Genomic DNA, 26,510 nt, shown 5'->3' with positions numbered 1-26,510 from the left:
CCATGATTGCAAAACTTTTTGCCGTACTGCTGATGCTCACGCCGGTGCTGGCCACGGCCAGCACGATTGACGACATTGCCCGCCTGGAGCAGGCGAAAGAGGGGGCAGACGCGTCCGCGTCCGCACAGCCGGATAGCCAGCCAGAGAAAAGCGCCACCTCAGATACGCCCGCTGCACGACCGCAGACGTCGGTGGCAAAGCCGGTCTGGTATCACCTGAGCGACGGTCGCCGCGTGGACGTGGGCCACTGGCAGATCGTGCACTTTGTCCGCTCCGACTGCCCGTACTGCCACCGCTTCAACCCGACCCTGAAGTCGGTGTCCGAGCAGACCGGCATCGGGGTGTTTGTCTATAGCTTCGACGGCAAGGGTGACGCGGTGTTCCCGAAGGTTATGCCCGTGAACAACGGCATCCTGAAGGACTTCTTCGCAGAGCTGCCGCAGGCGACGCCCACTGACTTTATTATCAACACGCAGTCGCTGGTGACGATCCCGCTGTCGCAGGGGGAAATGAGTGAGGAGGCGCTGAAGCAGCGTCTGGACGAGTCTTTTGCACTGGCCGTGCGGCTGGGGGTGCTGTGATGAGTAAGTTTGTGCTGAATGCCGGCATTGCGGCCGGCCTGCTGTTCTCCGCTGCCGCGAACGCGGACGTGCAGAACGACATCAACAAGTTCTTTAACGACATGGGCGGCGGCGGCGGTAACTACACCCAGGCGGCCGCGTGGCAGGGACAGTCGGCGGGCTACCTGACCGGCGGTAACCTCTTTATCCGCACGCCGGTGCGCAACATCCAGCTGATTTCGGTGACGCTCCCGGACATTAAGTCGGGCTGCGGCGGCATCGACGCCTATCTGGGCTCGTTCAGCTTCATCAACAGCGACAGCATCAAAATCATGGGCAAGCAGATCCTGAGCAACGCCGCCGGTTACGCCTTCGACCTCGGGCTCGAAACCATCTGTCCGCAGTGTAAAGCCGTGAAGGACTACCTGCAGAAGCTCGCGGCGGACACCAATAATATGAACATCTCCACCTGCCAGGCCGCGCAGTCTATCGTCGGTGGCCTGTGGCCAAAAACCCAGGCGGCCAGCTCGCAAATCTGTCAGGACCTCGGCACCAAGCACGACGTGTTCTCTGACTGGGCGGCATCCCGTCAGGGCTGCGGCGTGGGCGGGGAGACGAACAGCGTATTCGACAAGGCGACCGAGGAAGAGAAAAAGCGCATCCCGCGCAACCGTAACCTGACGTGGGACACGTTCACGAAGCTCAACCAGTTCTTCAGCAACGATCGCGCGCTGAAGGAGTTCATCATGTCGATGGTCGGCACGGTGATTTATGACGCGAACGGCAACCCGACATTCCTGCAGCCGCGCGGGGGCAGCGAGTCGATGTTCAACACGCTTCTGAACGGCGGGACCGAGAAAATCTACCGCTGCAACGACAACAATACTTGCCTGTCGCCGACTATCGCGGAGCTGACGCTTTCGGAAGATGAGGGCATGACCGGCCGGGTGCGCAGCATGCTCAACGACATCTTTGATAAGGCGCGCAGCGACACTGCGCTTAACGACAATGAGAAGGCGCTGGTCAGCAGCACCCGAGTGCGCATCCTGCGTTACACCATCGACTCTGCGTCGGTGGGTATGGATCAGAGCGTGGTCAGCAGTCTGGCGGAGTATATTGCGGCTGACATGGTGATGTCCTACATCAACGGGCTGATCGACGTGGCCGCGAGCGGGGCGGCGGGCACGCTCGATACCGAGGAAGAGAACAAGCACTTTCGCGAGAACCTGCGTCAGGTGCGCAACGAGCTGAGCCAGCGCGTCGCGCGCATCCAGGTGCAGCAGAACGGGCTGGCGGAGTATGACCGCAGCCTGTCTGAAACGCGGCAGCAGCTCTCGTCATCCGTTTCCGACAGCGTGCTGTCTAACTATCAGTTCGGGGGGTAAGCATGGCGCTTGATATATGGGTGGTCAGCTCCGGCGGCATGATCACGATGGGCCTAAATGCGGTTGCGGCCGTGATGGAGAACGGCGGCTGGAAAAGCACCGTGTGGGTGGCGGAGATGCTGGGCATCGCCTTCTGCGTGATGACTTACCTGCGCACGCACAACATGACGGCCATGTTCGGGTGGGGGCTGACGTTCGTGCTGGTCACCGCCCTGCTGCTGACGCCAAAAGTCACGGTGGTGGTTAATGACCTGACTGCCCCGGACACCATCGGGCGGGTGGATAACGTGCCGGCGGGACTTGCCCTGCCACTGTATCTGGTCACCGGCGTCGGATACACAATAACGACCACCTACGAAGACTTCTTCCACTTCCCGGACGAGCGTGCCTACACCAAAACCGGCATGCTGTTTGCGAGCAGGCTGATGCAGGACAGCTTCACCATTCAGAGCCGTGACCCGGTGCTGACATATAACATGGGAGAGTTCGCAAAGAACTGCGTGGTGCCGGACATCATGCTGAACCACAAGTACAGCATGCAGGACGTGATGGAGTCGGAGGACGTGGCATCCCTGATTTTTGAAAACGCGAGTCCGCTGCGCGGCGTCTACTGGCGCGACGCCACCGGCACCACGTTTATGGTCTGCCGCGAGGCCGCGCCGCGACTGAAAACGCTGCTGACGGCACAGGGTAACAATACCGGCGCGACCTTCATGGACCATGCAGCCAGAATGCTGCCGGGCAACCGGGCGCCGCAGACGGTGTACGCCGAGCAGCTGGCGGGCTCTTACGACTACTTTTTTGACAGCAGCAAGTCGGCACAGACGATCATGATGCAGAATATCGCCGTCGCGGGCCTGCGTCGGGGACTGAACAGCTATGTGAAGGGCATGAATGATACCGCCTCAATGGTGGACATCGCGTCCGAGCAGTCGCTGATGAAGCTGCGCCTGTCGCACGCGGTCAGCTACACCATCGCGACGGAGGTGCTGCCGCAGCTGCACACGGTGCTGATGCTGTTCTGCATCTGCATCTTCCCGGTCATGGTGCTGGCGCTGTACGTGCGGGAAATCGCCTGGTCCGTCATCAAGAGCTATCTGAACTTTATGTGCAGCCTGATGCTGTGGCCAGTGATGTTCGCCATCTTTAACTTTGCGGTGAACTACAGCACGCAGAACAGCTTTCACGCCACGGGGCCGACGCTCTCTAATATGAACCGCCTGATGGAAACCAGCACCACCACGGCGGGCATCGCCGGCTGGCTGATGCTGTCCATCCCGTTCCTGGCGTTCCGGCTGTTCACCGGGCTTGGTCAGGGCTTTGCCAGCCTCAGCTCCAGCCTCGGCAGCGCGCTCAGCAGCGCATCTGCAGCAGACTCCGGCGCGGTGGCATCGGGCAACGTGAGCGTGGGCAACGTGCAGGTGGATAACATTAACGGACATAAAACGGACCTGAACCGCGCTTATCGTGAGGGTAACACCTCCATGCAGCTGGGCAACAGCGCCATGCGAACCGTGACGCAGGACGGGCAGACGGTGTATGACGCCTCCGGCGCAACCAGCCGCCTGCCGGTGGATCTGCATCTTGACCGGAATCTGGCGAGTGCCGCGCAGCGCTCGGTGCGCGACAGCATGGCGCAAACCGAAATGGCGGCGCAGGGCTATAACCACTCGGTGCAGGAAACTGGTTCGCAGCTCAAACAGTTCCATGAGCAGTTCGGCAACAGCGATTCGAAAACCCTGTCCGCGTCAACCGGCATGAGCATCACTGACGCTGAGCGCGTGAACAAAATGCAGAACGTGGCGCAGGACTACGCGACCCGTAACCATATCAGTCTGAATGAGGCCTACTCGGAGCTTGAAAACAAATCGCGCGATCTGACTGTTAACGGCGGTGCGCGCGTACAGGCAAGCTTTGACAGTAATAAATCACTCTGGGGCAAGGTGGGCTCATATGCTACGGGCATATCAGGTAAAGCTGACGTACATGGTGGGATTGAAAAAACAGGACGTGTGGGATCAACCTCGCAAACGACCGAAGGTGGTCAGAGCGGTAACGACAATTCACAAACTATCTCTGCACGCGAGTCTCAGGACTTCAGTCAGGGTATGGACGTGCTGCGTAACTACAGCACGACCTATAACGGCCAGCACGTTGATAATAACGCGTCCGGCCTGATGAACCAGATTTCCTCCGGTATCACCACCTCTGACAGCAAATATGCGCAGTACACAGCCAGCCAGGCGCACACGCATGAAATGCAGAAGATGGCCTCTGAGACTGAAACGCTCAGCGCGGGCGCGCGTGACAACTACACACAGCAGTTTGTACAGTGGGCAATGCAGCGCTCCCCGGGCAATGCAGAAACCATCCTTACCAACACGTCTGATGAAGGCGTACAGAAACAGCGTGACGGGCTTGTTCAGGAGTTCTTTGCTGAGAAGCTGCAGGGACGCATAGACGGAGACTACGCTCGTAACTCCGGAAATACCGGTGAAGGAATGGGTGCACCGGCAAACACTGCAGCTGCTCAGTTCGGCGGTGCATATAACAGCGCGAATGCGAGCATTGAGGCCGGTGTGGCCAGAAACAATATTCGCACAGACGTAAACAACGAGGTTGAAGCTCAGCAGGGCGTGGTCAAGAATAGGGCAAGTGCTGCACAGCAGCAGCTTAATGAAGGAAAAGGCCAGACCGACGATGCAATAGCCACCCGGATGGGCGAATTTACAGAAAGGTCAAATGAGTATGGACGTAATAAAAATGCTGCCGATGAACATCAAAAATCGATGCCACATATCAGATCAGAATCTTACAAGGATTACCTTAAAGATAATCCCTTGATAGATGAAAAAGGAAAGGAAAAATAATGAAAATAACTTACGACGAAATTAGTAGTGAGTCTAAGTTGATAGTAAATGCGATGTCATCATCGCAAAAAGTTGTGCCATCCGCCTTTCATCCTTTAAAAAGAGTGCTGGGTCATTTTTTACTGTATATGTTTTTTTGTTTAATAAGCTACATTTCCTTCGCCCTTAAATATGATGACTCAAAAGGGGAGTGGTTCTTATTCTTTGGTTTTGGATTTTTAAATTGGTTGTTTATTTTCGCTTTCTTCTATGGCTATGAGGTTCTTTTCTCGATGATTGATGAAAAGAAAGTTGATAGTTTAAAGATCGTGAAAATAATGAAAGGGAAAGTTAAGCACTATGGACTGGCTTGGGCTGTTCTTATCATTCTCTTAGGCGTAGGGTCAGCTATAACGGAATTGAATGTAGCATTGTTGGTTGTGGGGAATTTCGTAGGGTCAATTTTACTCATGTTTGTCTTTAATATGGATATTTCTCGGTATCAAGTTTCTGCCATCGTGGGTGCGATAAGTGCAGTGAAAGACAATATTAAGAGATAGTATTCAAGTGAAAATCTTGCTTTGTTAATAATGCCCCTTTCACAGGGGCTTGCTGTTCTATTCCAAAGAGGCCTTATGATCATTCATCTAACTCCTTCTTTTTTTCTCAACTACTCCGATGTCTCTGTTAATTTAATTGATGTGGAAATTCCTGAGTTAGGCCTGCATTTGCAGAATGAAAGCGATATAACCGTCCGGTTCCCTGCGCCCAATAAACGGCTGCATTATGTATGCCGTAAAAAAGGGCGCAAGGCGGTGTACGGCATTCTGCTGAACACGGATAAGCACGTAACGGACATTACCGTCATTACGCGCTGGGCCGTGCAGGGTGAAGTCTCTACGCACCGCGTACACATGCACATCGTGGGCGCCGACGATGCGGCCACCGATGTTATTCACCTCTGGAGCGGGGTTTTCAACACACCTTTCCGGGACAAATCACCGGACCTGACTAAAAACTGGATACCGGCGTCGTGTCAGCCGCGCCTGAGCGTCTGCGCCGGCGACAGGCCGTCCGAGCGCGAGCCGGCAATCTGGCGACTTGCGGACGCGGCCGGGATTATCCGTCAGCAGACGGAATACTTCACCGCCGCCACCGTGGAGCCCGAACGCCTGCTGACGCCTACCCGCAGCAATGACCGGCTGCCGGCGCTGGAAGACGCGTTTGACTGCAAGGTGCGGGAATATGCGGACACGCTGCGCGTGCTTTATGCGTATCCGGGCGTGACCGTCTGTCCGGTAACGGAGCATGAGGATCTTATCGAAAGCGACCTGACGGAAGAGGGAAAGCGCGACGCGTTCACCGCGATAATCCAGCCCGTGCTGCAGGAGGTTCGCGCCGTCTGCCCGGTGTTTTTTACCAATACCACCAACCTGATGAACAGCATCCGCCGCTTCTCCACGCACTTTCATGCGCTGAGCGACACTGAAAAGCAGTTTGTCGAATACCAGATTAATCAGCCCCTGTTTCGCGTTTCAGTGAGCTGAGACCGCCCGCCGCACAGCCTGACGCGCCCTGCGTCTGGCGGAGGAGGCGGAACATCACGTCAGCCCATCCGGGCACGTTCGCACCTTAAGTAAACCCCGCGCAGCTTTCTGCCTGGCTTTCGCCTGCCCGCAGCCCTGCGCGCCTGTCTCTGTTTCCACATAAAGGACTTTCCATGAGCCTCAACGCCCGCGACTTTACCCAGGGCGGTCAGGTGATGAAATACATGATCGGCATGTTTGTGCAGATCATGAATATCGCCTCCTACTGGGTTGTGCTGTTTTCTGCACTGGTATTCTTCAGCTGGATGCTGCTGCGCCTCACGCTGCAGGAGTTCGTTCACGGCAGCGCCTACTGGCTTATTAAGTGGCTGATTATGCCACTGGCGAAGCTTTCCGGTAAGCCTTCACAGGCCGGCTGGACGTTTCACTTTGAACGACCCAACGGTGAAGTGGTGGCGTTCAAGCACACCGCGCTGCAGGTGATGAACGACCCGTACTTCGTGCTCATGGGTCAGCACGTCAAGGACACCGCGTTTTATGGCTGGGGCATTTCAGCCTTCAGCTTTGTCGCCGCCATTATGGCCATTACCTGGTTTCTGGGCAGCAAAGGCGCGAAGCAGCGTGAAAGCGAACTCACCGGCGGCCGCATTCTGGCGACGAACCCTTCTGTTGTGAACCGCCTGCTCAAAAAGGCCGGCGTGATGTCCCCGCTCAGCATCTGCGGTCTGCACATCCTGAAAGATTCTGAGATGCAGAACTTCGGCTTTCACGGCACCGTCGGGTCGGGCAAGAGTACCGCGCTGAACGACCTGCTGCGCCAGCTGCGCGAGCGCGGCGATCGCGTCATCGTGTACGACAAAGGCAATAACTTTATCCCGACTTTTTACCGTCAGGATAAAGACCTCATCCTTAACCCCTTCGACGCGCGCTGTGCCCCGTGGGACCTGTGGGAAGAGTGCAAGACGATAGGAGACTTTGAAAACTTTGCGACCTCCCTGCTTCCTGACAGCAGCGGCAGCAGCGATCCGTTCTGGGTGTTGTCGGCGCGATCGCTGTTTGTGGCCACCGCGCGGCGCATGGCTCGCGAAAAGGACCGCAGCATCGGCGAGCTGCTGAAAAAACTGATGTCCATAAGCCTGGCAGACCTGCGCGCGTTTCTGGAGGGCACGGACGCGGCGAACCTGGTGGACGGCAGCATCGAGAAAACAGCGATGACCATCCGTACCATTCTGACCACCTACGTCCGCTCGCTGCGCTATCTGCAGGGGCTCGATCAGGACGGCCGCCGGCCGTTCAACATCCGCGACTGGCTGCACACCGAAGACGCGAGCGGCGATAACCCGTGGATTTTCATCTCCAGCGACGGCCAGAACCACAACGCGCTGAAGCCGCTGCTCAGCGCGTGGCTCTACATGACCATGTCCGGCATCCTCGGGCTCAGGGCTGACCGTAACCGCCGCATCTGGATTTTCCTGGATGAGCTGCCGTCCCTGCACAAGCTGCCCATTCTGCCGGAGTTCTGCGCAGAGGGCCGCAAGTTCGGCGGCTGCACCGTCGCCGGCCTGCAGAACTTCCCGCAGCTGGAAGAAACCTACGGCACCAACGCGGCCAAATCCATCTGGGACCTGCTGAACACCCGCGTATTTTACCGCGCGCCCAGCGGATCGATTGCTGACTGGGTGCAGAAGGAAATCGGCGAACAGCGACACAAGAAGTTTAAAGACCAGTACAGCTACGGCATCGACATCATCCGCGACGGCGTGCAGTTCTCCAAAGACGAGGTGAATGAGTTCCTGGTCAGCTATTCCGACGTGCAGAGCCTCAACGACCTGGAGTGCTACATCACCCTGCCGGGCGAGTGGCCGGTGGTACGGATGAAGCTGCCCTGGAAATCCTACCGCGAAATTGCTGAAGGGCGCATCCCGCGCGACGTTGAGGACGTGTTTGACCCGGACATCGAGGCGACGCTTGCGGGCGAAACCGCCGACAACCAGGCCGGCCAGATTGTCGGACGGCTGTTCGGTGACGCAGCTGCAGCGGCTGCAAAACCTGAAGACGAACAGAACGCGGGCAACACCGGGACCGCTGCCGGTACGCAAAGCGCCGGGGCGCCCGCTGAAAACGCTACGGCGTCGTCTCCAGCGGCTCAGGCGGCAGCTGCCGAAGCAGGCGGGCGCGTTGTGGCGCTGCCGCCTCCTGCAGCGGAAGCATCACCATCACCATCCCCCGAAACCACAGCGCCTGCGCCGGCCGCACAGCAGGAGGCAGAGCAGCGCCTGCAGGTTATGGACGTGGTTAAACATAACAGCGCGGATTTTGGTCTGGACCGCAACTGAGGTGAATTATGCTGTCAGTCTCTGCAGTCAAAAGCGCCGGTAAGGCCGGCGCCTACTACACCAACGAAGACAACTATTACTTTCTCGGGGAACAGTCCACGGAATGGTACGGCACGGGCGCGGAAAATCTGGGCCTTGAGGGACCGGTTAACCGCGATACCTTTGTCGCGGTGCTGGAAGGCCAGCTGCCGGACGGCACCGACATGCGGCGTATGGAGGGCGGGGTCAACAAACACCGTCCGGGCTATGACCTGACTTTCTCCGCGCCCAAGAGTGCCTCGGTGCTCGCCCTTGTAACCGGGGATACATTCCTGGTGGACGCGCACAAGGAGGCGGTGCGCCGCACGCTGGATGAGGTGGAGAAGCTCGCCACCACGCGCACCATGACCGACGGCATCACGGAGATGGAGAAAACCGGCAACCTGGTGATCGCGACCTTCATGCACGATACCAGCCGCAACCTGGACCCGGCGATGCACACCCACGCGGTTGTGGCCAACGCCACGCTTTCGCAAAACGGCTGGAAAACCCTTTCCACCGACATCAACGGGAAGCAGGGCTTTACCGACGTGGTCTGGAACGAGCAGGTCAGCATCGGGGCGCTCTATCGCGGTCATTTTCGTTCCATCATCGAGCCCGCAGGCTACCAGACCGAAGACACCGGGCCGCGCGGGGAGTGGGACATCACCGGCGTGCCAGTTAAGCCGTTTTCCTCGCGTCGGCAGGACATCCTCGATCTGGTCGGCGACAACGCCACGGCAAAGCAGAAAAGCATGGCCGCGCTCGATTCACGCCAGGCCAAGCACTTTGAAGACCCGGAGACCCTGCGCGAGCACTGGCAGGCGGTCCTGAAAGATACCGGCTTTGACGTGCAGACGTTCAGGGAAGAGCTGGCAGAGCGCCTCCAGCAGCGTGAAATAGACAGCGCCGGCGAAGAGAAAAAGGTGGCCACGCCGTCCCTGCTGGAGGGCGCGGTGCGGGAAGCCATTGCGCGGCTGTCGTCAAAAAGCGTGCGCGTGACCTACGACGACGTGATGACCAGCGTGCTCAATCACGTGCCTGTCAGTGAAGGGGTTTACGGTCAGGCGCGGAGCGCCATTGACAGCGCCATCGGGCGCGGCCAGCTGATCGCCGTGGACAAAAACCAGACGCTGTTCACCACCGCCGCCCACGTCCGGGACGAGGCGCGGCTGGCACAGCTGGCTGCCGGGCTCGCGGAGAAGCGCGGCGGACTAACGGCGCCAGCGAATGAACGGGGCGTGCTGGCGCAGGTGGCCGACGCCGATCGCGCGGTGTCGCTGATTGACGTGCGCGGAGGGACGCAGTTCATCAGCGACCTGAACCGCAGCATTATGGCGATGGCCAGCGAGAGCGGGCGGCCGCTTGTCGTGGTGGCGGCCGACGGCGCCGCACGCAAGCGCCAGCTGGCTACCTTTGGGGACAGGACCGGGGTAACGCTCATGACGGCCGAAGAGATGACGGCGGCCGAATTGCCGGCGCGCCCACTGGTGCTGGTTGCCGAGTCCGAGCGCTTTAACACCTCCGGTCTGCACGACGTGCTGAAGACGGCGGCGCAGCACGACGGCGCCGCGCTGGTGACTGATACCCATGCGCGGCGCACGGCAGGCTTCGCGTCGGAAGTGCTGAGCGCGGCGGGCGTAAAACAGTTCACCGCCACGCCGAAGACCGAGAACGTGCGCGTGACGATGGTGCAGAAGGACACGGTGGAAGACCGGCTCAGCGTGGCGGCACGCTACTACGCGCAGGAAAAGGTGCAGGGCCGGCCGGTGTCGCTTCAGGCGGGCAACGCGCGCACGCGCGACCAGCTCACGACCCGGACCCGGGAAATCCTCGCTGACGAGGGGCAGCTCGGCCGGGTGCTGGGCGAGGCCACGGTGCGGGTGCCGGTGTGGCTGGACGCCAGCAACCGCAACGACCGCAGCGTCTATCGTGCGGGCATGGTGCTGGAACATCACGAGGGGCAGGGGGAGAAGTCGGTGTTCACCATCGCCGGCGTCAGCGAGCGGCATAACCTGCTGACCCTGAAAGACGAAAAGGGGCAGACGCAGGGCGTGAGCATCAGCAGCATCGACAGCCACTACCGGCTTTACCGGGAGAAAAAGCTGGAGCTGCGCGAGGGCGAGCAGCTGCGCGCCACGGCGGATCTCGGCAGCCGCGCCGGCAGCGGGGAGCGGCTGACAGTCACCGGCGTGAAGGAGGGGCGCTGGCTCTTTAAGGACACCATCACGATGGAGAACGCAAAGGGCGATCGCGTCAGGCTCGACCGCAACGCGCCGCTCTACGCCGACTACGCCTACGCCGAGTCTTTTGGCGCCACGCGCCGCACGGAGGGGCGCGTTGTGGCGGTGCTGGCGGGCAAGGAGGTGAACGACGCGACCGTCAACATGCTGCGCCGCAGCGGCTCGGACGTGATTGCATTCACCCCGCTGGACGAGGCCACCATCGGCCGCCGCCTGGAGGAAAACCGCCCGGTGGTCAGCGTGACGCAGGGCATCAAGTCGCTCGCCGGGGAAAGCGAGCTGACGGACGCCCTGCGCGAGCTGGAGTCCCGGAAGATGTCGCAGCCGGAGCGCGCGATGCGGCTGGCCATCGAGAAAGCCACCGGCACCGAGGTGACGTTCACGGGCGTCCGGGCGCTGGCCGGGGTGATTAACGCCGACCGCAGCATCACGCCCGCGCGCGCGCAGGAGGAGCTGTCACGCCTGGTGCAACGTGGGGAGATTTTTTCGCTCAGCGCGGAGCAGGGCGCGGCCGGGAAGTACATCTCCCGCGAGAACTTTGAGAATGAGGTGTCCATCCTGCGCCACGTTGCCGAAGGCAAAAACAGCGTAAAACCCCTGCTGGGCGGCGGCCTGAGTGAGGAGAAAGCCGCCGGGCTCACGGACGGCCAGCGCGAGGCGGGTAACCTCATTCTGACCACCCGCGATCGCTTTACCGCCATTCAGGGGTATGCGGGGGTGGGGAAAACCACGCAGTTCCGCACCGTGGCAGCCGCACTCGCCGCCGCAGACAACGCCCCGGACATTCGCGGGCTGGCACCCACGCACCGCGCAGTCAGCGAGCTGTCCGACGCGGGTATCCCGGCGCAGACCATCGCCAGCTTTCTGAGCGAAAGCAGCCAGTGGCAGGCCGCCGGACAGGCGCGCGACTTCCGCAACACCGTGTTCGTTATCGATGAGTCCTCCATGAACGGCAACGCCCAGATGGCCTCCCTGATGAACGTCATCGCCGAAGGCGGGGGACGCGCCGTGCTGAGCGGGGACCAGGACCAGCTGAAGTCGCTGGAGTCCGGCGCCCCGTTTGCGCTGGCCCTGGAGCGCAGCGCCGCCGACGTCGCGGTGATGAAGGAAATCGTGCGTCAGATCCCTGCGCTCAGGCCCGCCGTGGAGGCGGTTATCGCCGGCAACGTGCGCGAGGCGGTGCGCATCACAGCGGACACCAGCCCGCAGAGCGTGCCGCGCCAGCCGGACGCATACGTTCCGGAGAGCAGCGCAATGGATGGCAGCAAGCTGGCGCAGGCGGCAGGGCCCGCAGGTGAGGAGGCCGAAAAACCCGACCTGACTGGAATGATTGCAGACGACTACGCCGGCCGGACGCCGGAGGCGCGCGATAACACGCTTATCGTGGCGGAGCTCAACGCCGACCGCGAGGCCATCAACAGCGCCGTGCACAACCGGCTGCAGGAGCAGGGCGCGCTGGGTGACAGCGTCACGGTGCCACTGCTGGTACGCATCAACAACAGCAATGCCGATCTAGGCCGGCAAAAGTTCTGGGAGGCGCAGGAGGGCAAGGTGGTGCGCCGGGGCGAGCAGTATTTTCGGGTGGGTGAAACCGACACGGAGAGCGGCGTGGTGCGCATAGCCGGGCTTGATGGCGCGCCGGACCGCTGGATCAGACCTGCCGAGATGCGCAAGGAGGACGTGGCGGTGTTTAAGGAGGTGGAGCGGGAAATCAGCGCCGGCGAAAAAATCCGCCTGACGGCAACAGACCGCGACCGCAAGGTGCGCGCAAGCGACATGGCCGTGGTGTCAGGCATTACGGAGGAGGGAAAAATTCTGGTCGATACCGGCGACCGGCAGCTGTCTTTCGATCCTGCCGCGCGCTACGCCGACCGCCACATGGACTACGGCTACGCCGTCACTACCTACAGCTCGCAGGGCGCGTCCGTGAAGTACCTTATCGGCCTCTTTGGCGAAGAGGGGGCCCGGGGGCGGATGGCGGCGATGGACAGTACCTACGTCGAGCTTTCAAGGTCAAAGGAGCACGTTCAGACCTACTTCGACAACCTGTCCGGCTGGGCGGCGAAGGTGGAGAGTAAAAGCGGGCGGCGCCAGACGGTGCACGACGTGCTGATGCGGGCGGAAGACGTGCGGGCTGACCGGGAGATACAGGCGTGGGACAAAAGCCTGCCGGTATCAGGCACGCGCCTGGCGGACCGGGTGGATCAGGACCTGACGGCGGACGCACGCTTTATGGCCGGGAAAACGCCGGAAATGCTGTGGCCGGTTATCAACGAGCACGGCCGGCAGCGCGGGAACTGGCACGTTCCGGTGTCGCCCTCCAGCGGAGAGGTAGACTTTTCAGCCGCCCACTATGAAGGGGCAGCGGACGGCAGCCGTATCGTGCTGCAGCGAGGGGAAAAGCACGGAAAGGTGCTGGAAGCCGCGGATGTCGCGGAGGCGCTACAGCTGATGAAGGACAACCCGGAAAGCCCTGTTGTGCTCTCTGCTGACCACAGTGAACGTCCGGATGCCAGAGGCGCGTCGGCAGCAGCGACGTCGGGTGGGGAGGAGCTGGACCGCCGCGAAGCCGAGGCGCTGGAGAAAGCCGTTAAGGCCGCGCAGGGGCAGGAGGAGAAAGAGCCGGAGCCTGTTGCACCTGAAGAGGCGCGGAGCGCACCGGACGAACGGGAGAGCGAACGCGAGGCCGCCCTGGCCGCCGCACTGGAAGAGCTGCAGGAGGAGGCATTTGATTATCGCGACTACGACCTGACCCCGGAGCGGGACGACCGCGCCATGATGAACGACGAAGTAAACGTGATGCGCCACGAGCGCAGCGAACCCCAACCTGACTTTGGCCATAAACCTCAAAAGACCCTGGAGTAGACCCTATGACATTAATGCTGATTGCGGCCACCGTGGCCGTTTGCCTGATGATGCTGATGGCCTGGCTGCCCGAGTTCCGGGCTGAAGGCGCGCTGCTTCGCCGCTGGAGTAAGGGCGGCGGTGAGCCCCGCTGCAGTGAAACCGTGCAGAACGTGGTGGACGGCTTCATTGAGAATTTCTCTGCAGCGCATAGCCTGACGGAAGCCGAAACGGCGCGCATCCGGGAGATGAAGACCCGACCGGGCATGATGCCGGTGACCCTGCTGCTGCATCCGCAGCTGGTCACGCGTGAAAAGGGACGCTTTGGGCGTGGGCGCAACCTTACGTCCGTGTTTGTGGCCACGGGCGTAAGCGCGCTTATTATGCCGCCGCTGGCCGGTATGGCCATGCACAATATGAGTCTGTGGCTGCTGCCCTTCCTGAACACGGCGGTATTTTTTGCCGGGCTGCAGCTGCTGCGCTACGCGTACTCGGATTTAGGTCTGCTGAACGTGCTGGTCACGGGTAAGCCTGACTGAAAAGAAACGGCCTGTCAGCGCGCGGATAATGCCGCCGCTCGCGGGCATGGCGCTGCATGACGTGAGCCTGAGCTTGCTGCTGCTGAACGTGGCCGTGTTTTTTACTGGAGTGCAGCTGGTGCGGCAGACCTGGTCAGATATGAGCGTGCTGAATGTGCTGGTGACCGGAAAACCGGACTGAATACAGGGTTGCCGTTCTGGTGTGATTCTGTAAGGTCAGAGCGTCAAACTGATGGTTTAAAAGGAGGTTTACTGAGTGAAAGATGAAGAGTTTAAGCGAAAAACAGAAAAAGCCTTTGCGCTGATGTGTGAAAAGAAGCTGAAGAAAACCACGCGTATCCCTTTTACCTACCGACTGCTGTGGTCGATGGGAATTAAGATTCCCCCCGCGATATTTGCCAGTTTTGGCAGCAACCTGTGTTTTCTTGGCGCCTATTTTGCCATTTCTTACGGATGTATTATGTGGTTTTTCAGTTGGCAACCAAGGGGAATGAGCCTGTTAACAGGCCTGATAACCTCCCTGCTTGCCGGTCTCTTTTATGGCGTCTGTATGGCCTTTGTCTTCCGTAGACGCCGTAAAGCGGCGCGTCTCCCTGAATGGGAACAGCTGTAATGGTGCCTGACTAACATGTACCTAACGGCCTGCCGCCCTGCGGTTGGCCGGTCCCTCGCGTCCAGGATTGAAAATCGTGAACGCAAGGGACTCTAGAGAAATCAGTGAGAACACATGACTTGCCGTTGAGCGACCGAATAAAATTATAATTTATTCATCCCACCAATTGGAGGTGGACTGTTTGGTTTTAATTTGAGTTGAAGAGGATTGGCTGGGGTCGCTATGAATATAAGTGTTACCAACCTGAGTCGTATGAGAACCGTCAGAATGTATGTATTCATTTCCTACATGTGTTGTTGTTGAACCATCAGAATGAATTGCTGTATTTCCAACGTAATTAGTATATGACCCATCTGAGTTGACAACCATTTCTGCAGAAACCGATGTTGATGCTAAAACTATAGAAATAAAGATTAACTTTTTCATTTTATTTTCTCTAAATTTGCTAGTGCGTATCACGAGACACTCCTGTGTTCATTTTAATGATGACAAAATTAAGAGATAGCCGATAGTGGGTTTTGACTGAAAAAGAGGATGCATGTTTTAGACAGCTTACAGCTTTATAAAAATGGTTCTGCAAACCAGCTTTATCAATCATAAGGATTTATATAAAGAAATACATTAAATTCAGATAGATAGATGCAGTAACTGCTTCGCTATTGCTTCAGTGTACTAGTGTATTGAATCAAATAGAGAAAATGCATTGAACATTATAGATATGATGGAGCTTGGTGGTAGCCGCCTGTGGCACAGACAGCCGCGCTTGGGTACTAAACTTGAGTAGATTGCCTTGCTAATACACCCGCTCAACCTTCCATAACGCCGCATCAGCCTGTTCGCCAGTGGCTGAGAGGTATCACAATTAAGGCATATTACTGATTTGGCTTATGCTATGCTGCGGAAAGTCTTATTTTGCAGCAGGGTACGAGCATGAGCCCCCGTGATTCAGTAACATCAGCTCCCGAAAAGAAACGCACGCGCAGCCGGACTAAACCTACGCCTGATAATGAGCGTGCAAAAGCTTACCAGGCTCGGAAGCGTGAAACGCATAAAGAGATAAAAGTCTTTATCAGAACTGAGGTTAAACAGGCGCTGATAAAGCTCTGCGAGGCAAATGGCCTGACGCAGGCTGAAGTTCTTGAACGTCTTATCGAGAACGAAATCGGACGTGTAAAATAGGCCGTGAAGGGTTCACTTTATTGCTGAATGCTTCATCAGGTGATAGATTACGGATAGTTGAGAATTTATGGCTGGCCACGCCACAAGGTGGCAAGGATCTGAGGCGGTAGTACCAAATCAGAAAAGAAAAGCCCCAATAATCTTTCTAGTTTGGCGACAGGACAAGATTACCGGGGCCCCACTACACTACCGCACAGGACTATTGCCCTATGCGGGGAGTATAGATTTATGCGCGGAAAAAGACAATTCGTTCTGAGCGTACTCCTGCCGTGCAATTTAAGCGCAGGGCGGGGTGGTTAAGCTCACTTCATTTCCACAGGCGATACGGCCTGACAATCGCCACCGTGGCGATCACTCAACTGCCTGCAAATGCTCTAATCCTGAGTGGTTCGCGCCGAAGGGCTATCGCCGGCTGCCAGGTCAGATGGGCCATGCCATGAGCCGCCTCGTCATTAAAGACAAGCGCACAGGCAAAATGACCCTGCGGCAGCGTATGTCGCGCCATCCCTACTTTGTTCAGCTGCGCGACGTCGCTGGCCGTAAGCGCGATTTCCGGCCTGAAAAACAGGCGTTGTATGACGCGATGTGGCCACTGTGCGTACAGCGTGCGGATCTCGCCACGTCGGTTGTAACCTTCAACGGCAGCAAGCTGGCTGACGAGCTCAGCCCGAAAGATGAAAACGGCAACGTAATACCGGAAACGCGCGTAGAGCCCAGCCGATTGTCTCGCCTGTTTGAAGAGTGGGAGCGCTACGGCCTGATTGAACGACCCGATCTGGAAATGGACCCCGTAACGGGCTACTGCATGCCGCGCCATATCGTGCTGACCGATCAGTTCTGGCAGCTGTGCGGCATCGACATGGACAAATTTCTGGCGGAGCGCAACGAGCGCCTTGCCGCACAGGCCGACGGCATCATCGAGCCAGGCACTCATGCCTCAGTTCGCGCCGCGCGCCGGCGCTGGTATGAAAATATGCGCATGGCCACGCTGATTAGTCGTCGTGATAAAGCTTCAAGGCAAAAGCGGCGTAAGCGGCTCAGTAAACTGCCACTCGATGACAGACGTAACGCAATGGCCAAGCTGCTGCGCGCGCGTCCGGCTCACGAGTGGAAAATGCTTCCCCCGGAAGACTTCGATCGCCTGGTCTGGAAATGTCTGCGCCAGCTGGAACTGGGGCTCGACTATGAGCCCGTGCTCCCTGAAGTACCCGATATAGTCCACTGACATACCTGCTGATTTTAACCGCCTTGACTGGCGGTAAAGTCGTTTGTGCCGGGCGCTGAACGCCCTCTGTTGTGCCGGTATTTCTTACGATAGCCAGTGAACTGTGGCCGCAAAATCACTGCGGCCTTTTTTACCCACAGTTACCCGCAATCAACATCAGAAAATTACCTGCAATTACAGTCAGCGCTACGCGCAATACAGTCCTGACTTACGTCAGAAAGAATAATCAAAATAATAATAAGGTTTTCATGCAGACATCTGGCGAGGATAAATTTAATGCCTTCGCTTGCAGCGGCCGCAGGCGTCCGCGCCGCTCAGAATCTGAAGTAGCTCCCGCCGGCAGGCGGCGGGCAATGCCCATTAGTTACATCATTCATAAATGCTTCCTTTTAACCCCACCCGAGCAGAATCTGAAACCCCACGCCCCTCTCCGGCAAACCCCCGGAGCCGGACCTGAAGCCCGGTTGCCCCCACTGACCAGCCCCGGCCGCCCGGCCCGAAGGGCCGGAACTGCAGTGGCTGATGAATGGGTGTTGTAACTATAGCTTTCGAGTAGATGTGAGTAGTGCTGCGGATTCTTTCTTTCGTCTGCGACCGTCTGGCTTCTATGCGCCTGAAAGGCCGCTGCTTCAACGGCGTCTGGCAGGGCGTGGTTGGATTTGCGCAATATATGCGTCAGGAAGCGGCTGCGCCGCGCTACCGGCGCCGTTCAGCTGCAGAATGATATGTGGTCCCAGCTGGCGCCTTCATGCCGCTGCGCGGCATACAGAGAGCTGGCTGCGCACTGCTCACCAGCCCGATAGCTGCAAATTGACATCCGCTTTGTGCCAGAAGCGGACATTACGCATGGTCTTTGTAGTCAAGTAACACAGCAAAATATGATAGGTTATCCTAATCACTTCAGAGACAAGCAAAATTATTATCACATTATGCAAGAAAAAATCTGAAATCATTAAGATATTAATATTAATTAATAAAAGGATTATAATTACATGGCTAAGCAATTCATGTTGATGGAACCAAAAAATGAAAATTTTAATGAGCTAATTGGTGGGCCGGTAATGACTCCAACTTATTGATAGTGTTTTATGTTCAGATAATGCCCGATGACTTTGTCATGCAGCTCCACCGATTTTGAGAACGACAGCGACTTCCGTCCCAGCCGTGCCAGGTGCTGCCTCAGATTCAGGTTATGCCGCTCAATTCGCTGCGTATATCGCTTGCTGATTACGTGCAGCTTTCCCTTCAGGCGGGATTCATACAGCGGCCAGCCATCCGTCATCCATATCACCACGTCAAAGGGTGACAGCAGGCTCATAAGACGCCCCAGCGTCGCCATAGTGCGTTCACCGAATACGTGCGCAACAACCGTCTTCCGGAGCCTGTCATACGCGTAAAACAGCCAGCGCTGGCGCGATTTAGCCCCGACGTAGCCCCACTGTTCGTCCATTTCCGCGCAGACGATGACGTCACTGCCCGGCTGTATGCGCGAGGTTACCGACTGCGGCCTGAGTTTTTTAAGTAACGTAAAATCGTGTTGAGGCCAACGCCCATAATGCGGGCGGTTGCCCGGCATCCAGCGCCATTCATGGCCATATCAATGATTTTCTGGTGCGTACCGGGTTGAGAGGCGGTGTATGTGAACTGTAACTGCCATGTTTTACGGCAGTGAGAGCAGAGATAGCGCTGATGTCCGGCAGTACTTTTACCGTTACGCACCACCCCGTCAGTAGCTGAACAGGAGGGACAGCTGATAGAAACAGAAGCCACTGGAGCACCTCAAAAACACCATCATACACTAAATCAGTAAGTTGGCAGCATCACCCAGACTGATTAACGGTAAGTCCGTTTTTGTTCTTCTGCTTAAGAATAATCTCAAAACATAAAACAGAGCGGTATTAAAGAATAAAGCCAATTTACGGCTCGCTAGCTAATGTCATAACATTTTTGTTAATTGACTTCTCAACTAATATAAACACGGCGCTTGGGCTCAAGCCGCCAGGGGGAAACATGCGTGCTGTTATAACTGGAGCGCTCATTGCAATCACGAGCGGGCTTACGGGAGCTGCGCTTACTAATAATCATTTTCTATTCAATACCCTGCCTGATTCTTCTGTCAGCGTTTCAAAAGAGCAACCTGCTGGCTTTTGGGAGACGCCAGCGGTGAAAGGCTATGGCGAAATTCACTATGACCGCAGTGCTGCCTTTCAGCCTACTCCAGACCTGAATAATAAAATTGTTTTCAAAGTGGGCAAGGCCGGAGCTAACGCCTCATTGCCGAATCCGGCACTGGAAAAAGTTGCGCAGGTGGTTAACCTCTATGTGGCAGCTGGGGTTCCAGTAAACAAACTCAATTTTGTCGTTGCGGTGAACGGCGGAGCAACGCCGGCGATGCTTGATAATGTTTATTATCAAAAAATATTTGGCACTGACAATCCAAACCTCAAGCTCATTTCGGCCCTTCAAAGCCAGGGCGTTAAGGTGAGTATATGCGATCAGGCTATCGCCTGGCATCATTATAGAAAGGACTGGATCGCTGGTTCGGTTATACATACGCCTTCCGCACTGACCACAGTAACAACTCTACAAAACAGCGGTTATGCCTACCTGGAAATGTAAAGCGAGCTTCATGGTGGGCTGGAGAGCGTTGAAAGCGGGTTGCTTGCTGAAATGAATCCGCTCACCCGTAACGCTTGATACCGAACGATGACATTACGTCCGCTTTTCGCTCATAGCGGACAGTTCACGGTTTTGGACCTGCTTAGTTCCAGAAGCGGACGCCAGGAGTGGTTATTTGCTGCAACAGGTAAAGTTCGATCTATAGCCGATATTGCCGAACCACCGCGCAGAAACGAAAAAAGGCAGGGTGGTTAACCCCTGCCTTTGTTCAAGTTCCTTCAGCCCTTACGGGCGTCCGGTCAGTTGCTTGACGGCAACGATAATCTGCAATGTAACGTGAATTATCTTCAGCGCTACTAGGATAGTAGCCAGACTTATCACTTCGGCAGCCTCCTGTTAAGGAGAGCGCCACACGGCGCAGGTGCTTTTGGGTTACCCCCCTACGTCGCGCACCGGTAGTTAGCAGGTACAAGCAGCACTCTTTAGGTGGAAGCAGACCGGACAGCACCACCTGTTTCCGGCCGGGGTAAATCTCTGCGCGACTGAGCTTTAACCCACTTTTGAGAGGCTGCAACAGCGTAGCGCTGCCAACTACGACGAGTATAAGGCTGTGCGGTACGGGCCGCAACGTTGACCGAATCGTCAATCAGCGTTAATATTGAGCACAGTTAGCAGGTACAAGCAGCACCGTACCGGCAGTGGTCACCAGCCGCACCCGGTACAGAAAATTAACTCGGTTCACCAGACCGGGTTTTTTTTCGCCTCAAAGATGCCGTTTCAGGTACACGGGCGGGAGATTTCCTGATGCAGAAAGCTGAAGATGACGAAATCGAATCGACTTACTGGAAAGCATGCAGGCTCACCGGCATGATTTGTTTGAGCAGAGCGGCGGATGGCAAGGAAATCAGCCGAGAGAAGATCAAACGTGAACTCGTGCTTTTGCTTAAACAACAGATTTATAGAACCGGGGAAGCAGAACCGGCGCTCATCTTTGCAATCGAGCAGCTGATGGAACCGCCAGTTTAATACGGCAAGAAGCACTTCCGGGGCTTACAGCTTGAAGACTCCAGAAACGTCAAAATCAAACGTTGTGCGCTGACAGCAGTTTGTTTATCTCTTTACCCTTCCCTACACGGAAATCGAAAGCATACGTACAGTCCTTTGCAGACAGAACGCGATACAGCTCGTAGATAAGATCCCGATTAGGCCCCTCACCAGTTTCAGCCTTTTCCAGTGCCAGCGGTGAGGCGGTAATGAATACCACATGGTGAGGGCTATCGAGATGCAGTACAGCATCAATCATGCCCTGAATCTGGCTGCGCTTATAAGTAGTGTTTTCATAGTTAAAGATAACCGGCGTTTTTCGGGAACCCTGCTCAATCAGGACGCGTGCAAAACCGAGCCGTGTATCTGAGTTTCCACTGCCTGTTACGTAGATATGGGCTGTTTTCATTAAGTTACTTGTCAAAGTATTCCTCGGGTAACACATCAAAACGAGCTACAGCAGCTCTTCTTATGCCGATGTTTATAAACTGGAGAATCATTGCAGCTCAGAATGTTTATAAACAGGAATGCTTGTTAGGCGCGATGTATGCAAACTGGATAACCCCATGAGTATCGGAGCTCACGATCTCAGTCTAAGGATGACAAGCCATTTAAGTGTTTATAAACAGGGAAAGTATCTCTGATACCTCAAATGGAACGAACCGTGTGCCTTAGTTTATCCAGTTTATAAACACTTTTTTCTAAGTCAGCCAGTAAGAGGCCGTGCTCACCAGTTTATAAACATAAAGCACGCTTGGATTGAGAATGCCTAAAGTGTTTGAGGTGCTGATTACCTGTTTACAAACATAAAACTGCGATTGGTCATCGATTACGTACTAACTTATCCGATTTATAAACATATCCTCAGACGCTTCTACTGAGTGAAATCGGTTAAAAAGTCAATATCTTCAATGCCTTTACAGCGTGAGTTGCGGCTGTGTATGTTCAGATACCACTCTTTGCCTTTTTTTATCACTGAGCCATCAAGATAACCTGTTAACTGCAAGTCTTCGATAGCCTTCTTGATGGTGCGATTTTGCTGCGCATCTGCAGAGGTGAGCAACAAACGTTTCTTAATGCGTGTGAAGGAAAGAGGTAGCGGCTTCTGTGGCAAGCTTTCAATAAAAGTGTAAAGCGCCTGGGCAGAACCTTTGTTTGCAAGACGTCTGAGAACAATCATCTGAAGCAAAACCTGATTATCGATACGGTAAAGCTCCCAAAGCGATTCATCTGCCTGAAGCTTGATTGTATCTGCTTCAATATCGTACTGCCCACGTTGAAGTAAACCAGTAACTGTATGTTTACTTTTGTTTTTTGAAGAAAGACTGATCGTTGTGCCTCGTAAACGTGTCAACGATTCCGAGATACGAGTACGTAGAACAGTTGTTTTTTCTTTATCAGGATAGCCAGCGAATGATGCGAATTGTGTAAAGGGCAGCTCGATTGAATTGGTAGCTTCACCATACCGGCTAAAGGAAACGATGATAGCAACCCATACTTTGAAATCTGTCTCCATCGATAAGCGGGGACCAGAAATCCTTATATCGGAATAGCCTTCAGCCTGCGCCAGTTCGAGCTCAGCCAGCTCTTTAGATGCATCTATCGTGACACTCTCAACATTGGCACCTTTCCGCTTGAGAGTAGGAACGAAGAGGCCGAGGCGCATCAGTGCAACTGGCTGGACGGTACTGTTACTGGTTGGGGTTAACTTTTTGCCAGTAGTGCTGACGCTCAATACGTCATTAAGATGTAAGACTTTGTTTTTACTATCCATATTAGAATTTACCCACAGGCTGAAAAACTGATTGAGTAGCTGAGGTGTGCATCCAGTTTACAAACATTTATCTTCCCGTTTATAAACACACTTTTCCCGTAAGTAAACATTTTTATCCCGTTTACAAACATTTTTTTCCAGTTTATAAACATCAGATCGTCTCTTCAGGCCTTGCCACATAAGGGTTTAACCGAGCCTGGATCTTTATGGTCCTATAAGGATCTATACGGATAATTAATTGGATCTAGCCTGTGGAGATGTGGATAAAACCTTAAAAAGCTTCTGAAGATGAAACCTAAAATCTCTAACGCGCCTCCGGCTTGTTCAACTGCCATGAAGCCACAAAAAATTTGAGGCTTACATGGCAGTTACTGTAAAACCAACTAACTCATATCTCGATTATTTAGGAGCTGCGCATGGCATTTCAAAACCCTGCACAAAACTTTGCAGAACAGCGGCTCAGTCTGGGCGATCTGGTCACGCTATCTCCTCATTCTACTTTCCTTGTGCGTAGCGACAGCAGCTATCCTGAAGCAGGAATAATGCAGGGCTCAGTTCTGGCCATCGATCGTGCGCTCACCCCGCAACACCGACACATCATTGTCGCTGAGATTGAAGGAGAGCTCGTGCTTCGCAGGCTTCTTATAAACCCCGTACCGGCGCTGCAAGAGCTAAAAGGCGATGAGACTATTACTCTGCTCGATGAAAGTCAGGAACTGCCTGTCTGGGGCGTTGTAGCCTATGCACTTACCGATGTAGCAGGACTGGGGTTCAATCATCCGCCAGGTGAATGAACCAGATAAGCTATGGGGTGTATAAGCTGTAATGAGCGAGAACAGCCGGAGTTAAAAAAATGTTCGCACTGGCCGATGCCAATAATTTCTACGCGTCCTGCGAAACGGTGTTTCGACCCGATTTGCGCGGTAAACCCATATGCGTAGTGTCAAATAATGATGGCTGCGTGATTGCCCGTTCTGCAGAAGCCAAGCGCATGGGTATCAAAATGGGTGCCCCGCTGTTTAAAAATGAGCGCTACTTTCGGGAGAATGGCGTTCATATCTTCAGCTCTAACTACGCTTTATATGGCGACATGTCCGCCAGAATGATGGCCATCCTGGGTGAAATGGCGCCTGGACAAGAGATTTACTCAATAGATGAGTCATTTCTGGATGTCAGCGGTATCGCCGCGTACATGCCCCTGGAAGAATTCGGGCGGCAAATGCGTGATCGGATAAAGAAAGAGATCGGGCTAACGATTGGCGTAGGATTTGGTCCATCCAAGACGCTGGCCAAGCTGGCAAATTTTGCTGCTAAAAAATGGACGCGAACAGGAGGTATCGTCGATTTAACCAGCCCGGATCGCCAGAGAAAATTACTCGCACTGGTAAGCGTCGATGACATCTGGGGAATTGGTGGCAGGCTGAGTAAGCGACTGCATACGATGGGGATTAGTACAGCGCTCCAGCTGGCTGACAGTAACATCAGCATGATTCGGAAAAGCTTCGATGTGATAGTTGAGCGTACGGTTCGCGAACTTAACGGTGAATCCTGTCTGGCTCTTGAAGATGCCCCTCCGCCAAAGCAGCAGATTGTTGTGAGCCGCAGTTTCGGACAGCGTGTAACCAGTATCGAAGACCTGCAGCAGGCTGTCGTAACGCACGCCACGCGTGCCAGTGAAAAGCTCAGAGAGCAGGGCTCAAAGTGTCAGCACGTCAGTGTGTCAGTCAATACAGGGCGATACGGAAACGAACCACAGTATGCCAACTCAGCGGCTATGACGTGCGAATATCCAACCAGTGACACCCGGGATATTATCGGCCTGGCATTACGTGCTCTCGACGCAATATGGCGCGACGGTTACCGGTACGCAAAAGCGGGCGTCACCCTGGGAGATTTTTACCAGTCAGGTGTCGCACAGCTGGATATGTTTAGTCAGCAGCTGCCGCGCGCAAACGCGGATGCTCTGATGTCTGCTGTAGATCAGATAAACCGTTCGGGGCTGGGTAAGGTGTGGTTTGCAGGACAGGGAACAGACAACGTATGGAAAATGAAACGCGAAATGCTTTCTCCACGTTACACCACCTGCCTGAGCGAAACTTTGCGAGTAAAGTAACGTGTGTGCTCACAGGTAAAATGCAAAAGGAACTAAATGATGACTGAACGCAGCGAGAACAATATAGCCCGGCGATCGACCGAGGAGCGTGAACGGGTCAATATTGATCTGGCTGCTTCCGGCGTTGCATATAAAGAGCGCATGAATATGCCGGTGCTGGCTGCTGAAGTTGAACGTCAGCAGCCAGAACAGTGGCGCGAATACTTCCGTGAACGACTGACTTTTTACAGGAATGCTGCACTGCAGTTCCCTCGCGGGAATGATCCTGTTTATGCAAAGCCGGAAGCTGATAAATAGGCTTTTTAACCTTTAACCGGAAACGCTGGAATGTTACTTAAGGCATCAGCTTTATGCGCATCCCAGCTCCACCAGTTACCCTCCCCGTACTCTTCGCGATAATGCTCAAGCTTCACAGCTTTACGTTCCAGGTAATCTGGTGTGTTCATGCCGAATACCTCAAGCGGCACGATCTCCCGGCCAGGCACGTCTTTCAGCAGGAAATCAGGAAACACGTCTGCCTCACCGTCATAGCGCAAAGGCTTAATGAAATGACGTTTTTCCTGCCAGAGTTTTTCCTCAATGACACCTTCCCATGACGAATCGAGAGGAATAAATCTGGGGCTGACTGTCATCAGCGCCGCATCAATGACGGTACAGGTGTTGTAGGGAACAGGTTTGCCGTCACGCTGCCTGAATTTTTTTACCGGCGGATCGGTTTCAGCTATCAGCATAACTTTTTGCCCGCGGCGCCAGTCGCCCAGCTCGCGAGAAAAGCTCCGGTTAAGCCGGCTGATCAAATCTGCCGGCACATCAAGAGACGGAAAGCCCGCCGCCTCAGCGAGCGGAAGCGTGCCGTTCAGGCAGCCCTCTTCCTCAGTTTTGCATGACTTCAGGCTGGTAATCATTACGAGACGCTTGTTTGACGCAGCTGCCGCATCAATCGTTGCCCAGTTGTTCCTGATCTCCTGCGTACCTGGTCGCGCCATTATGACCAGAACAGATTTCAGAAGAGTTTTCCCAATGCTGATTTTTTCTGCAACCTGCTTCAGGCGCCATGCAGCCCAGGCATTATCGCGGGTACGCTTGTCAAAATTAGGATGCCAGTGATTAATTTCTGCCTGTTCCCACATGAAGTGAAGCAGGCCAAGAAGACGCATAGCTGGCTGTCGTTTGCGTTTTCCTTCTGCTCTTGTATCTGTTGGCTGCGCCGTCGCATCGCGCTCCGTAGCCGCTTTTTTTTGTAGCCCGGTAGGTAATTTGATACGGAAATGACCTGGAGAGACGGCCTTTACTACGTCTGAGGTGTAAATCTCACCCTGCTTTTCATCTGCCCATACAGAATAGAAACGACAGTCCGGTGCGTGTTCTGAACCACTGTAGGACCAGCGAGCCAGCCAGTAATTATCATGCGTGGAGGAATAGCAGGCTTTAAGGCGGCGGCGGTTTTCGCCTTCGCCGTCCTTCATGCACTGGCAGGTAATCAGCGTCGTTGCTTTGTTCTGTCGTGCAAACCGAATGTAGTGTTTGAATGTCTCTGCCTGATCCTTCTGAAATGAGGCATCACACTCAACGCTTTTTAACTGTCCCGTGAAGCAGACAGGATATGTTTTGATGTCTGACAT

At 55.3% G+C, this 26,510-nt stretch carries 22 protein-coding genes; 17 read left to right on the top strand and 5 right to left on the bottom strand.

The features are described 5' to 3' along the window. The first annotated feature begins 2 nt into the window (after window positions 1–2). From trbB to LZU96_RS23095, 10 genes are all read left to right on the top strand, one after another. On the top strand, window positions 3–581 hold the full coding sequence (gene trbB, locus LZU96_RS23140; RefSeq protein ID WP_233988946.1) for a type-F conjugative transfer system pilin assembly thiol-disulfide isomerase TrbB: 579 nt from the start codon (window positions 3–5) through the stop codon (window positions 579–581). After that, entirely contained in the window at window positions 581–1,945 is a 1,365-nt protein-coding gene (locus LZU96_RS23135; RefSeq protein ID WP_233988945.1) for a conjugal transfer protein TraH, read from the top strand. Before trbB ends, LZU96_RS23135 begins: the two co-directional genes overlap by 1 nt. Before the next feature lie 2 nt (window positions 1,946–1,947). Continuing rightward, the gene (gene traG / locus LZU96_RS23130; protein ID WP_233988944.1) at window positions 1,948–4,815 is read left to right on the top strand and encodes a conjugal transfer mating-pair stabilization protein TraG; all 2,868 of its coding nucleotides are present in this window, start codon (window positions 1,948–1,950) and stop codon (window positions 4,813–4,815) included. Then, complete coding sequence (locus tag LZU96_RS23125; RefSeq protein ID WP_233988943.1) at window positions 4,815–5,354, top strand: hypothetical protein; 540 nt, start codon at window positions 4,815–4,817, stop codon at window positions 5,352–5,354. Before traG ends, LZU96_RS23125 begins: the two co-directional genes overlap by 1 nt. A 75-nt stretch (window positions 5,355–5,429) precedes the next feature. Further along, a complete protein-coding gene (locus tag LZU96_RS23120) occupies window positions 5,430–6,341 on the top strand; it encodes a DUF6012 family protein (protein WP_233988942.1) in 912 nt (303 codons plus the stop codon). Window positions 6,342–6,514: 173 nt separating this feature from the next. Continuing rightward, on the top strand, window positions 6,515–8,677 hold the full coding sequence (traD, locus tag LZU96_RS23115; RefSeq protein WP_233988941.1) for a type IV conjugative transfer system coupling protein TraD: 2,163 nt from the start codon (window positions 6,515–6,517) through the stop codon (window positions 8,675–8,677). An 8-nt stretch (window positions 8,678–8,685) separates the two neighbouring features. Beyond that, complete coding sequence (traI, locus tag LZU96_RS23110; RefSeq protein ID WP_233988940.1) at window positions 8,686–13,803, top strand: conjugative transfer relaxase/helicase TraI; 5,118 nt, start codon at window positions 8,686–8,688, stop codon at window positions 13,801–13,803. 5 nt (window positions 13,804–13,808) lie between these two features. Continuing rightward, complete coding sequence (locus tag LZU96_RS23105; RefSeq protein ID WP_233988939.1) at window positions 13,809–14,321, top strand: hypothetical protein; 513 nt, start codon at window positions 13,809–13,811, stop codon at window positions 14,319–14,321. Between the two features lie 28 nt (window positions 14,322–14,349). Next, window positions 14,350–14,502 (top strand): hypothetical protein, encoded by a 153-nt coding sequence (locus LZU96_RS23100; protein WP_233988938.1) that lies wholly within the window; start codon window positions 14,350–14,352, stop codon window positions 14,500–14,502. Window positions 14,503–14,577: 75 nt separating this feature from the next. Continuing rightward, on the top strand, window positions 14,578–14,934 hold the full coding sequence (locus LZU96_RS23095; RefSeq protein WP_233988937.1) for a DUF6404 family protein: 357 nt from the start codon (window positions 14,578–14,580) through the stop codon (window positions 14,932–14,934). A gap of 150 nt (window positions 14,935–15,084) precedes the next feature. Here LZU96_RS23095 and LZU96_RS23090 read toward each other — a convergent pair whose 3' ends face one another. Further along, a complete protein-coding gene (locus LZU96_RS23090) occupies window positions 15,085–15,360 on the bottom strand; it encodes a hypothetical protein (RefSeq protein WP_233988936.1) in 276 nt (91 codons plus the stop codon). Window positions 15,361–15,864: 504 nt separating this feature from the next. Here LZU96_RS23090 and repA (LZU96_RS23085) point away from each other — a divergent pair. Next, window positions 15,865–16,113: a replication regulatory protein RepA gene (gene repA, locus LZU96_RS23085; RefSeq protein WP_233988935.1), complete on the top strand. Its 249-nt coding sequence runs from the start codon at window positions 15,865–15,867 to the stop codon at window positions 16,111–16,113. Window positions 16,114–16,405: 292 nt separating this feature from the next. Then, on the top strand, window positions 16,406–17,338 hold the full coding sequence (gene repA, locus LZU96_RS23080) for a plasmid replication initiator RepA (RefSeq protein ID WP_267965528.1): 933 nt from the start codon (window positions 16,406–16,408) through the stop codon (window positions 17,336–17,338). Window positions 17,339–18,410: 1,072 nt separating this feature from the next. Here the strand turns inward: repA (LZU96_RS23080) and LZU96_RS23075 are convergent. After that, window positions 18,411–19,108 (bottom strand): IS1-like element IS1A family transposase gene (locus tag LZU96_RS23075; protein ID WP_233988933.1). Its coding sequence is split into 2 segments (ribosomal slippage): window positions 18,411–18,862 and window positions 18,862–19,108, totalling 699 coding nucleotides; the frame shifts between segments, so codons are not numbered across the junction. 240 nt (window positions 19,109–19,348) lie between these two features. Between LZU96_RS23075 and LZU96_RS23070 the strand changes: the two genes are divergently transcribed. Together LZU96_RS23070 and LZU96_RS23065 are read left to right on the top strand one after the other, a co-directional pair. Further along, the gene (locus LZU96_RS23070) at window positions 19,349–19,957 is read left to right on the top strand and encodes a DsrE family protein (protein ID WP_084886281.1); all 609 of its coding nucleotides are present in this window, start codon (window positions 19,349–19,351) and stop codon (window positions 19,955–19,957) included. Window positions 19,958–20,761: 804 nt separating this feature from the next. After that, window positions 20,762–20,983: a hypothetical protein gene (locus tag LZU96_RS23065; RefSeq protein ID WP_233988932.1), complete on the top strand. Its 222-nt coding sequence runs from the start codon at window positions 20,762–20,764 to the stop codon at window positions 20,981–20,983. A gap of 55 nt (window positions 20,984–21,038) precedes the next feature. Here LZU96_RS23065 and LZU96_RS23060 read toward each other — a convergent pair whose 3' ends face one another. Together LZU96_RS23060 and LZU96_RS23055 are read right to left on the bottom strand one after the other, a co-directional pair. Next, entirely contained in the window at window positions 21,039–21,410 is a 372-nt protein-coding gene (locus LZU96_RS23060) for a hypothetical protein (RefSeq protein ID WP_084886279.1), read from the bottom strand. Between the two features lie 465 nt (window positions 21,411–21,875). Then, on the bottom strand, window positions 21,876–22,775 hold the full coding sequence (locus tag LZU96_RS23055; RefSeq protein ID WP_233988931.1) for a RepB family plasmid replication initiator protein: 900 nt from the start codon (window positions 22,773–22,775) through the stop codon (window positions 21,876–21,878). Window positions 22,776–23,191: 416 nt separating this feature from the next. Here LZU96_RS23055 and LZU96_RS23050 point away from each other — a divergent pair, with 416 nt between their 5' ends. From LZU96_RS23050 to LZU96_RS23040, 3 genes are read left to right on the top strand one after another with little or no spacing between them, the layout of a single operon-like run. Next, window positions 23,192–23,569, top strand: a complete 378-nt coding sequence (locus tag LZU96_RS23050) for a S24 family peptidase (protein WP_084886276.1) — start codon at window positions 23,192–23,194, stop codon at window positions 23,567–23,569. 59 nt (window positions 23,570–23,628) lie between these two features. Then, on the top strand, window positions 23,629–24,888 hold the full coding sequence (umuC, locus tag LZU96_RS23045) for a translesion error-prone DNA polymerase V subunit UmuC (RefSeq protein ID WP_084886274.1): 1,260 nt from the start codon (window positions 23,629–23,631) through the stop codon (window positions 24,886–24,888). A 39-nt stretch (window positions 24,889–24,927) separates the two neighbouring features. Beyond that, entirely contained in the window at window positions 24,928–25,185 is a 258-nt protein-coding gene (locus LZU96_RS23040) for a DNA polymerase III subunit theta (RefSeq protein ID WP_084886289.1), read from the top strand. 5 nt (window positions 25,186–25,190) lie between these two features. Here LZU96_RS23040 and LZU96_RS23035 read toward each other — a convergent pair. After that, a partial coding sequence (locus tag LZU96_RS23035; protein ID WP_084886271.1) for a DUF1173 family protein occupies window positions 25,191–26,510 on the bottom strand: 1,320 nt, incomplete at its 5' end.

The organism is Pantoea agglomerans, assembly GCF_021397715.1.
GTDB lineage: Bacteria > Pseudomonadota > Gammaproteobacteria > Enterobacterales > Enterobacteriaceae > Pantoea > Pantoea astica.
The sequence above is the reverse complement of the archived record's forward strand: the minus strand, read 5'-3'. Positions and strand labels throughout refer to the sequence as shown.

Bases quoted from the DNA above. Each gene is read 5' to 3' on its own strand.
- trbB (WP_233988946.1), top strand. From the start codon at position 3: ATGATTGCAAAACTTTTTGCCGTACTGCTGATGCTCACGCCGGTGCTG.
- LZU96_RS23135 (WP_233988945.1), top strand. From the start codon at position 581: ATGAGTAAGTTTGTGCTGAATGCCGGCATTGCGGCCGGCCTGCTGTTC.
- traG (WP_233988944.1), top strand. From the start codon at position 1,948: ATGGCGCTTGATATATGGGTGGTCAGCTCCGGCGGCATGATCACGATG.
- LZU96_RS23125 (WP_233988943.1), top strand. From the start codon at position 4,815: ATGAAAATAACTTACGACGAAATTAGTAGTGAGTCTAAGTTGATAGTA.
- LZU96_RS23120 (WP_233988942.1), top strand. From the start codon at position 5,430: ATGATCATTCATCTAACTCCTTCTTTTTTTCTCAACTACTCCGATGTC.
- traD (WP_233988941.1), top strand. From the start codon at position 6,515: ATGAGCCTCAACGCCCGCGACTTTACCCAGGGCGGTCAGGTGATGAAA.
- traI (WP_233988940.1), top strand. From the start codon at position 8,686: ATGCTGTCAGTCTCTGCAGTCAAAAGCGCCGGTAAGGCCGGCGCCTAC.
- LZU96_RS23105 (WP_233988939.1), top strand. From the start codon at position 13,809: ATGACATTAATGCTGATTGCGGCCACCGTGGCCGTTTGCCTGATGATG.
- LZU96_RS23100 (WP_233988938.1), top strand. From the start codon at position 14,350: ATGCCGCCGCTCGCGGGCATGGCGCTGCATGACGTGAGCCTGAGCTTG.
- LZU96_RS23090 (WP_233988936.1), bottom strand. From the start codon at position 15,360: ATGAAAAAGTTAATCTTTATTTCTATAGTTTTAGCATCAACATCGGTT.
- repA (WP_233988935.1), top strand. From the start codon at position 15,865: ATGAGCCCCCGTGATTCAGTAACATCAGCTCCCGAAAAGAAACGCACG.
- LZU96_RS23070 (WP_084886281.1), top strand. From the start codon at position 19,349: ATGCGTGCTGTTATAACTGGAGCGCTCATTGCAATCACGAGCGGGCTT.
- LZU96_RS23065 (WP_233988932.1), top strand. From the start codon at position 20,762: ATGCAGAAAGCTGAAGATGACGAAATCGAATCGACTTACTGGAAAGCA.
- LZU96_RS23060 (WP_084886279.1), bottom strand. From the start codon at position 21,410: ATGAAAACAGCCCATATCTACGTAACAGGCAGTGGAAACTCAGATACA.
- LZU96_RS23055 (WP_233988931.1), bottom strand. From the start codon at position 22,775: ATGGATAGTAAAAACAAAGTCTTACATCTTAATGACGTATTGAGCGTC.
- LZU96_RS23050 (WP_084886276.1), top strand. From the start codon at position 23,192: ATGGCATTTCAAAACCCTGCACAAAACTTTGCAGAACAGCGGCTCAGT.
- umuC (WP_084886274.1), top strand. From the start codon at position 23,629: ATGTTCGCACTGGCCGATGCCAATAATTTCTACGCGTCCTGCGAAACG.
- LZU96_RS23040 (WP_084886289.1), top strand. From the start codon at position 24,928: ATGACTGAACGCAGCGAGAACAATATAGCCCGGCGATCGACCGAGGAG.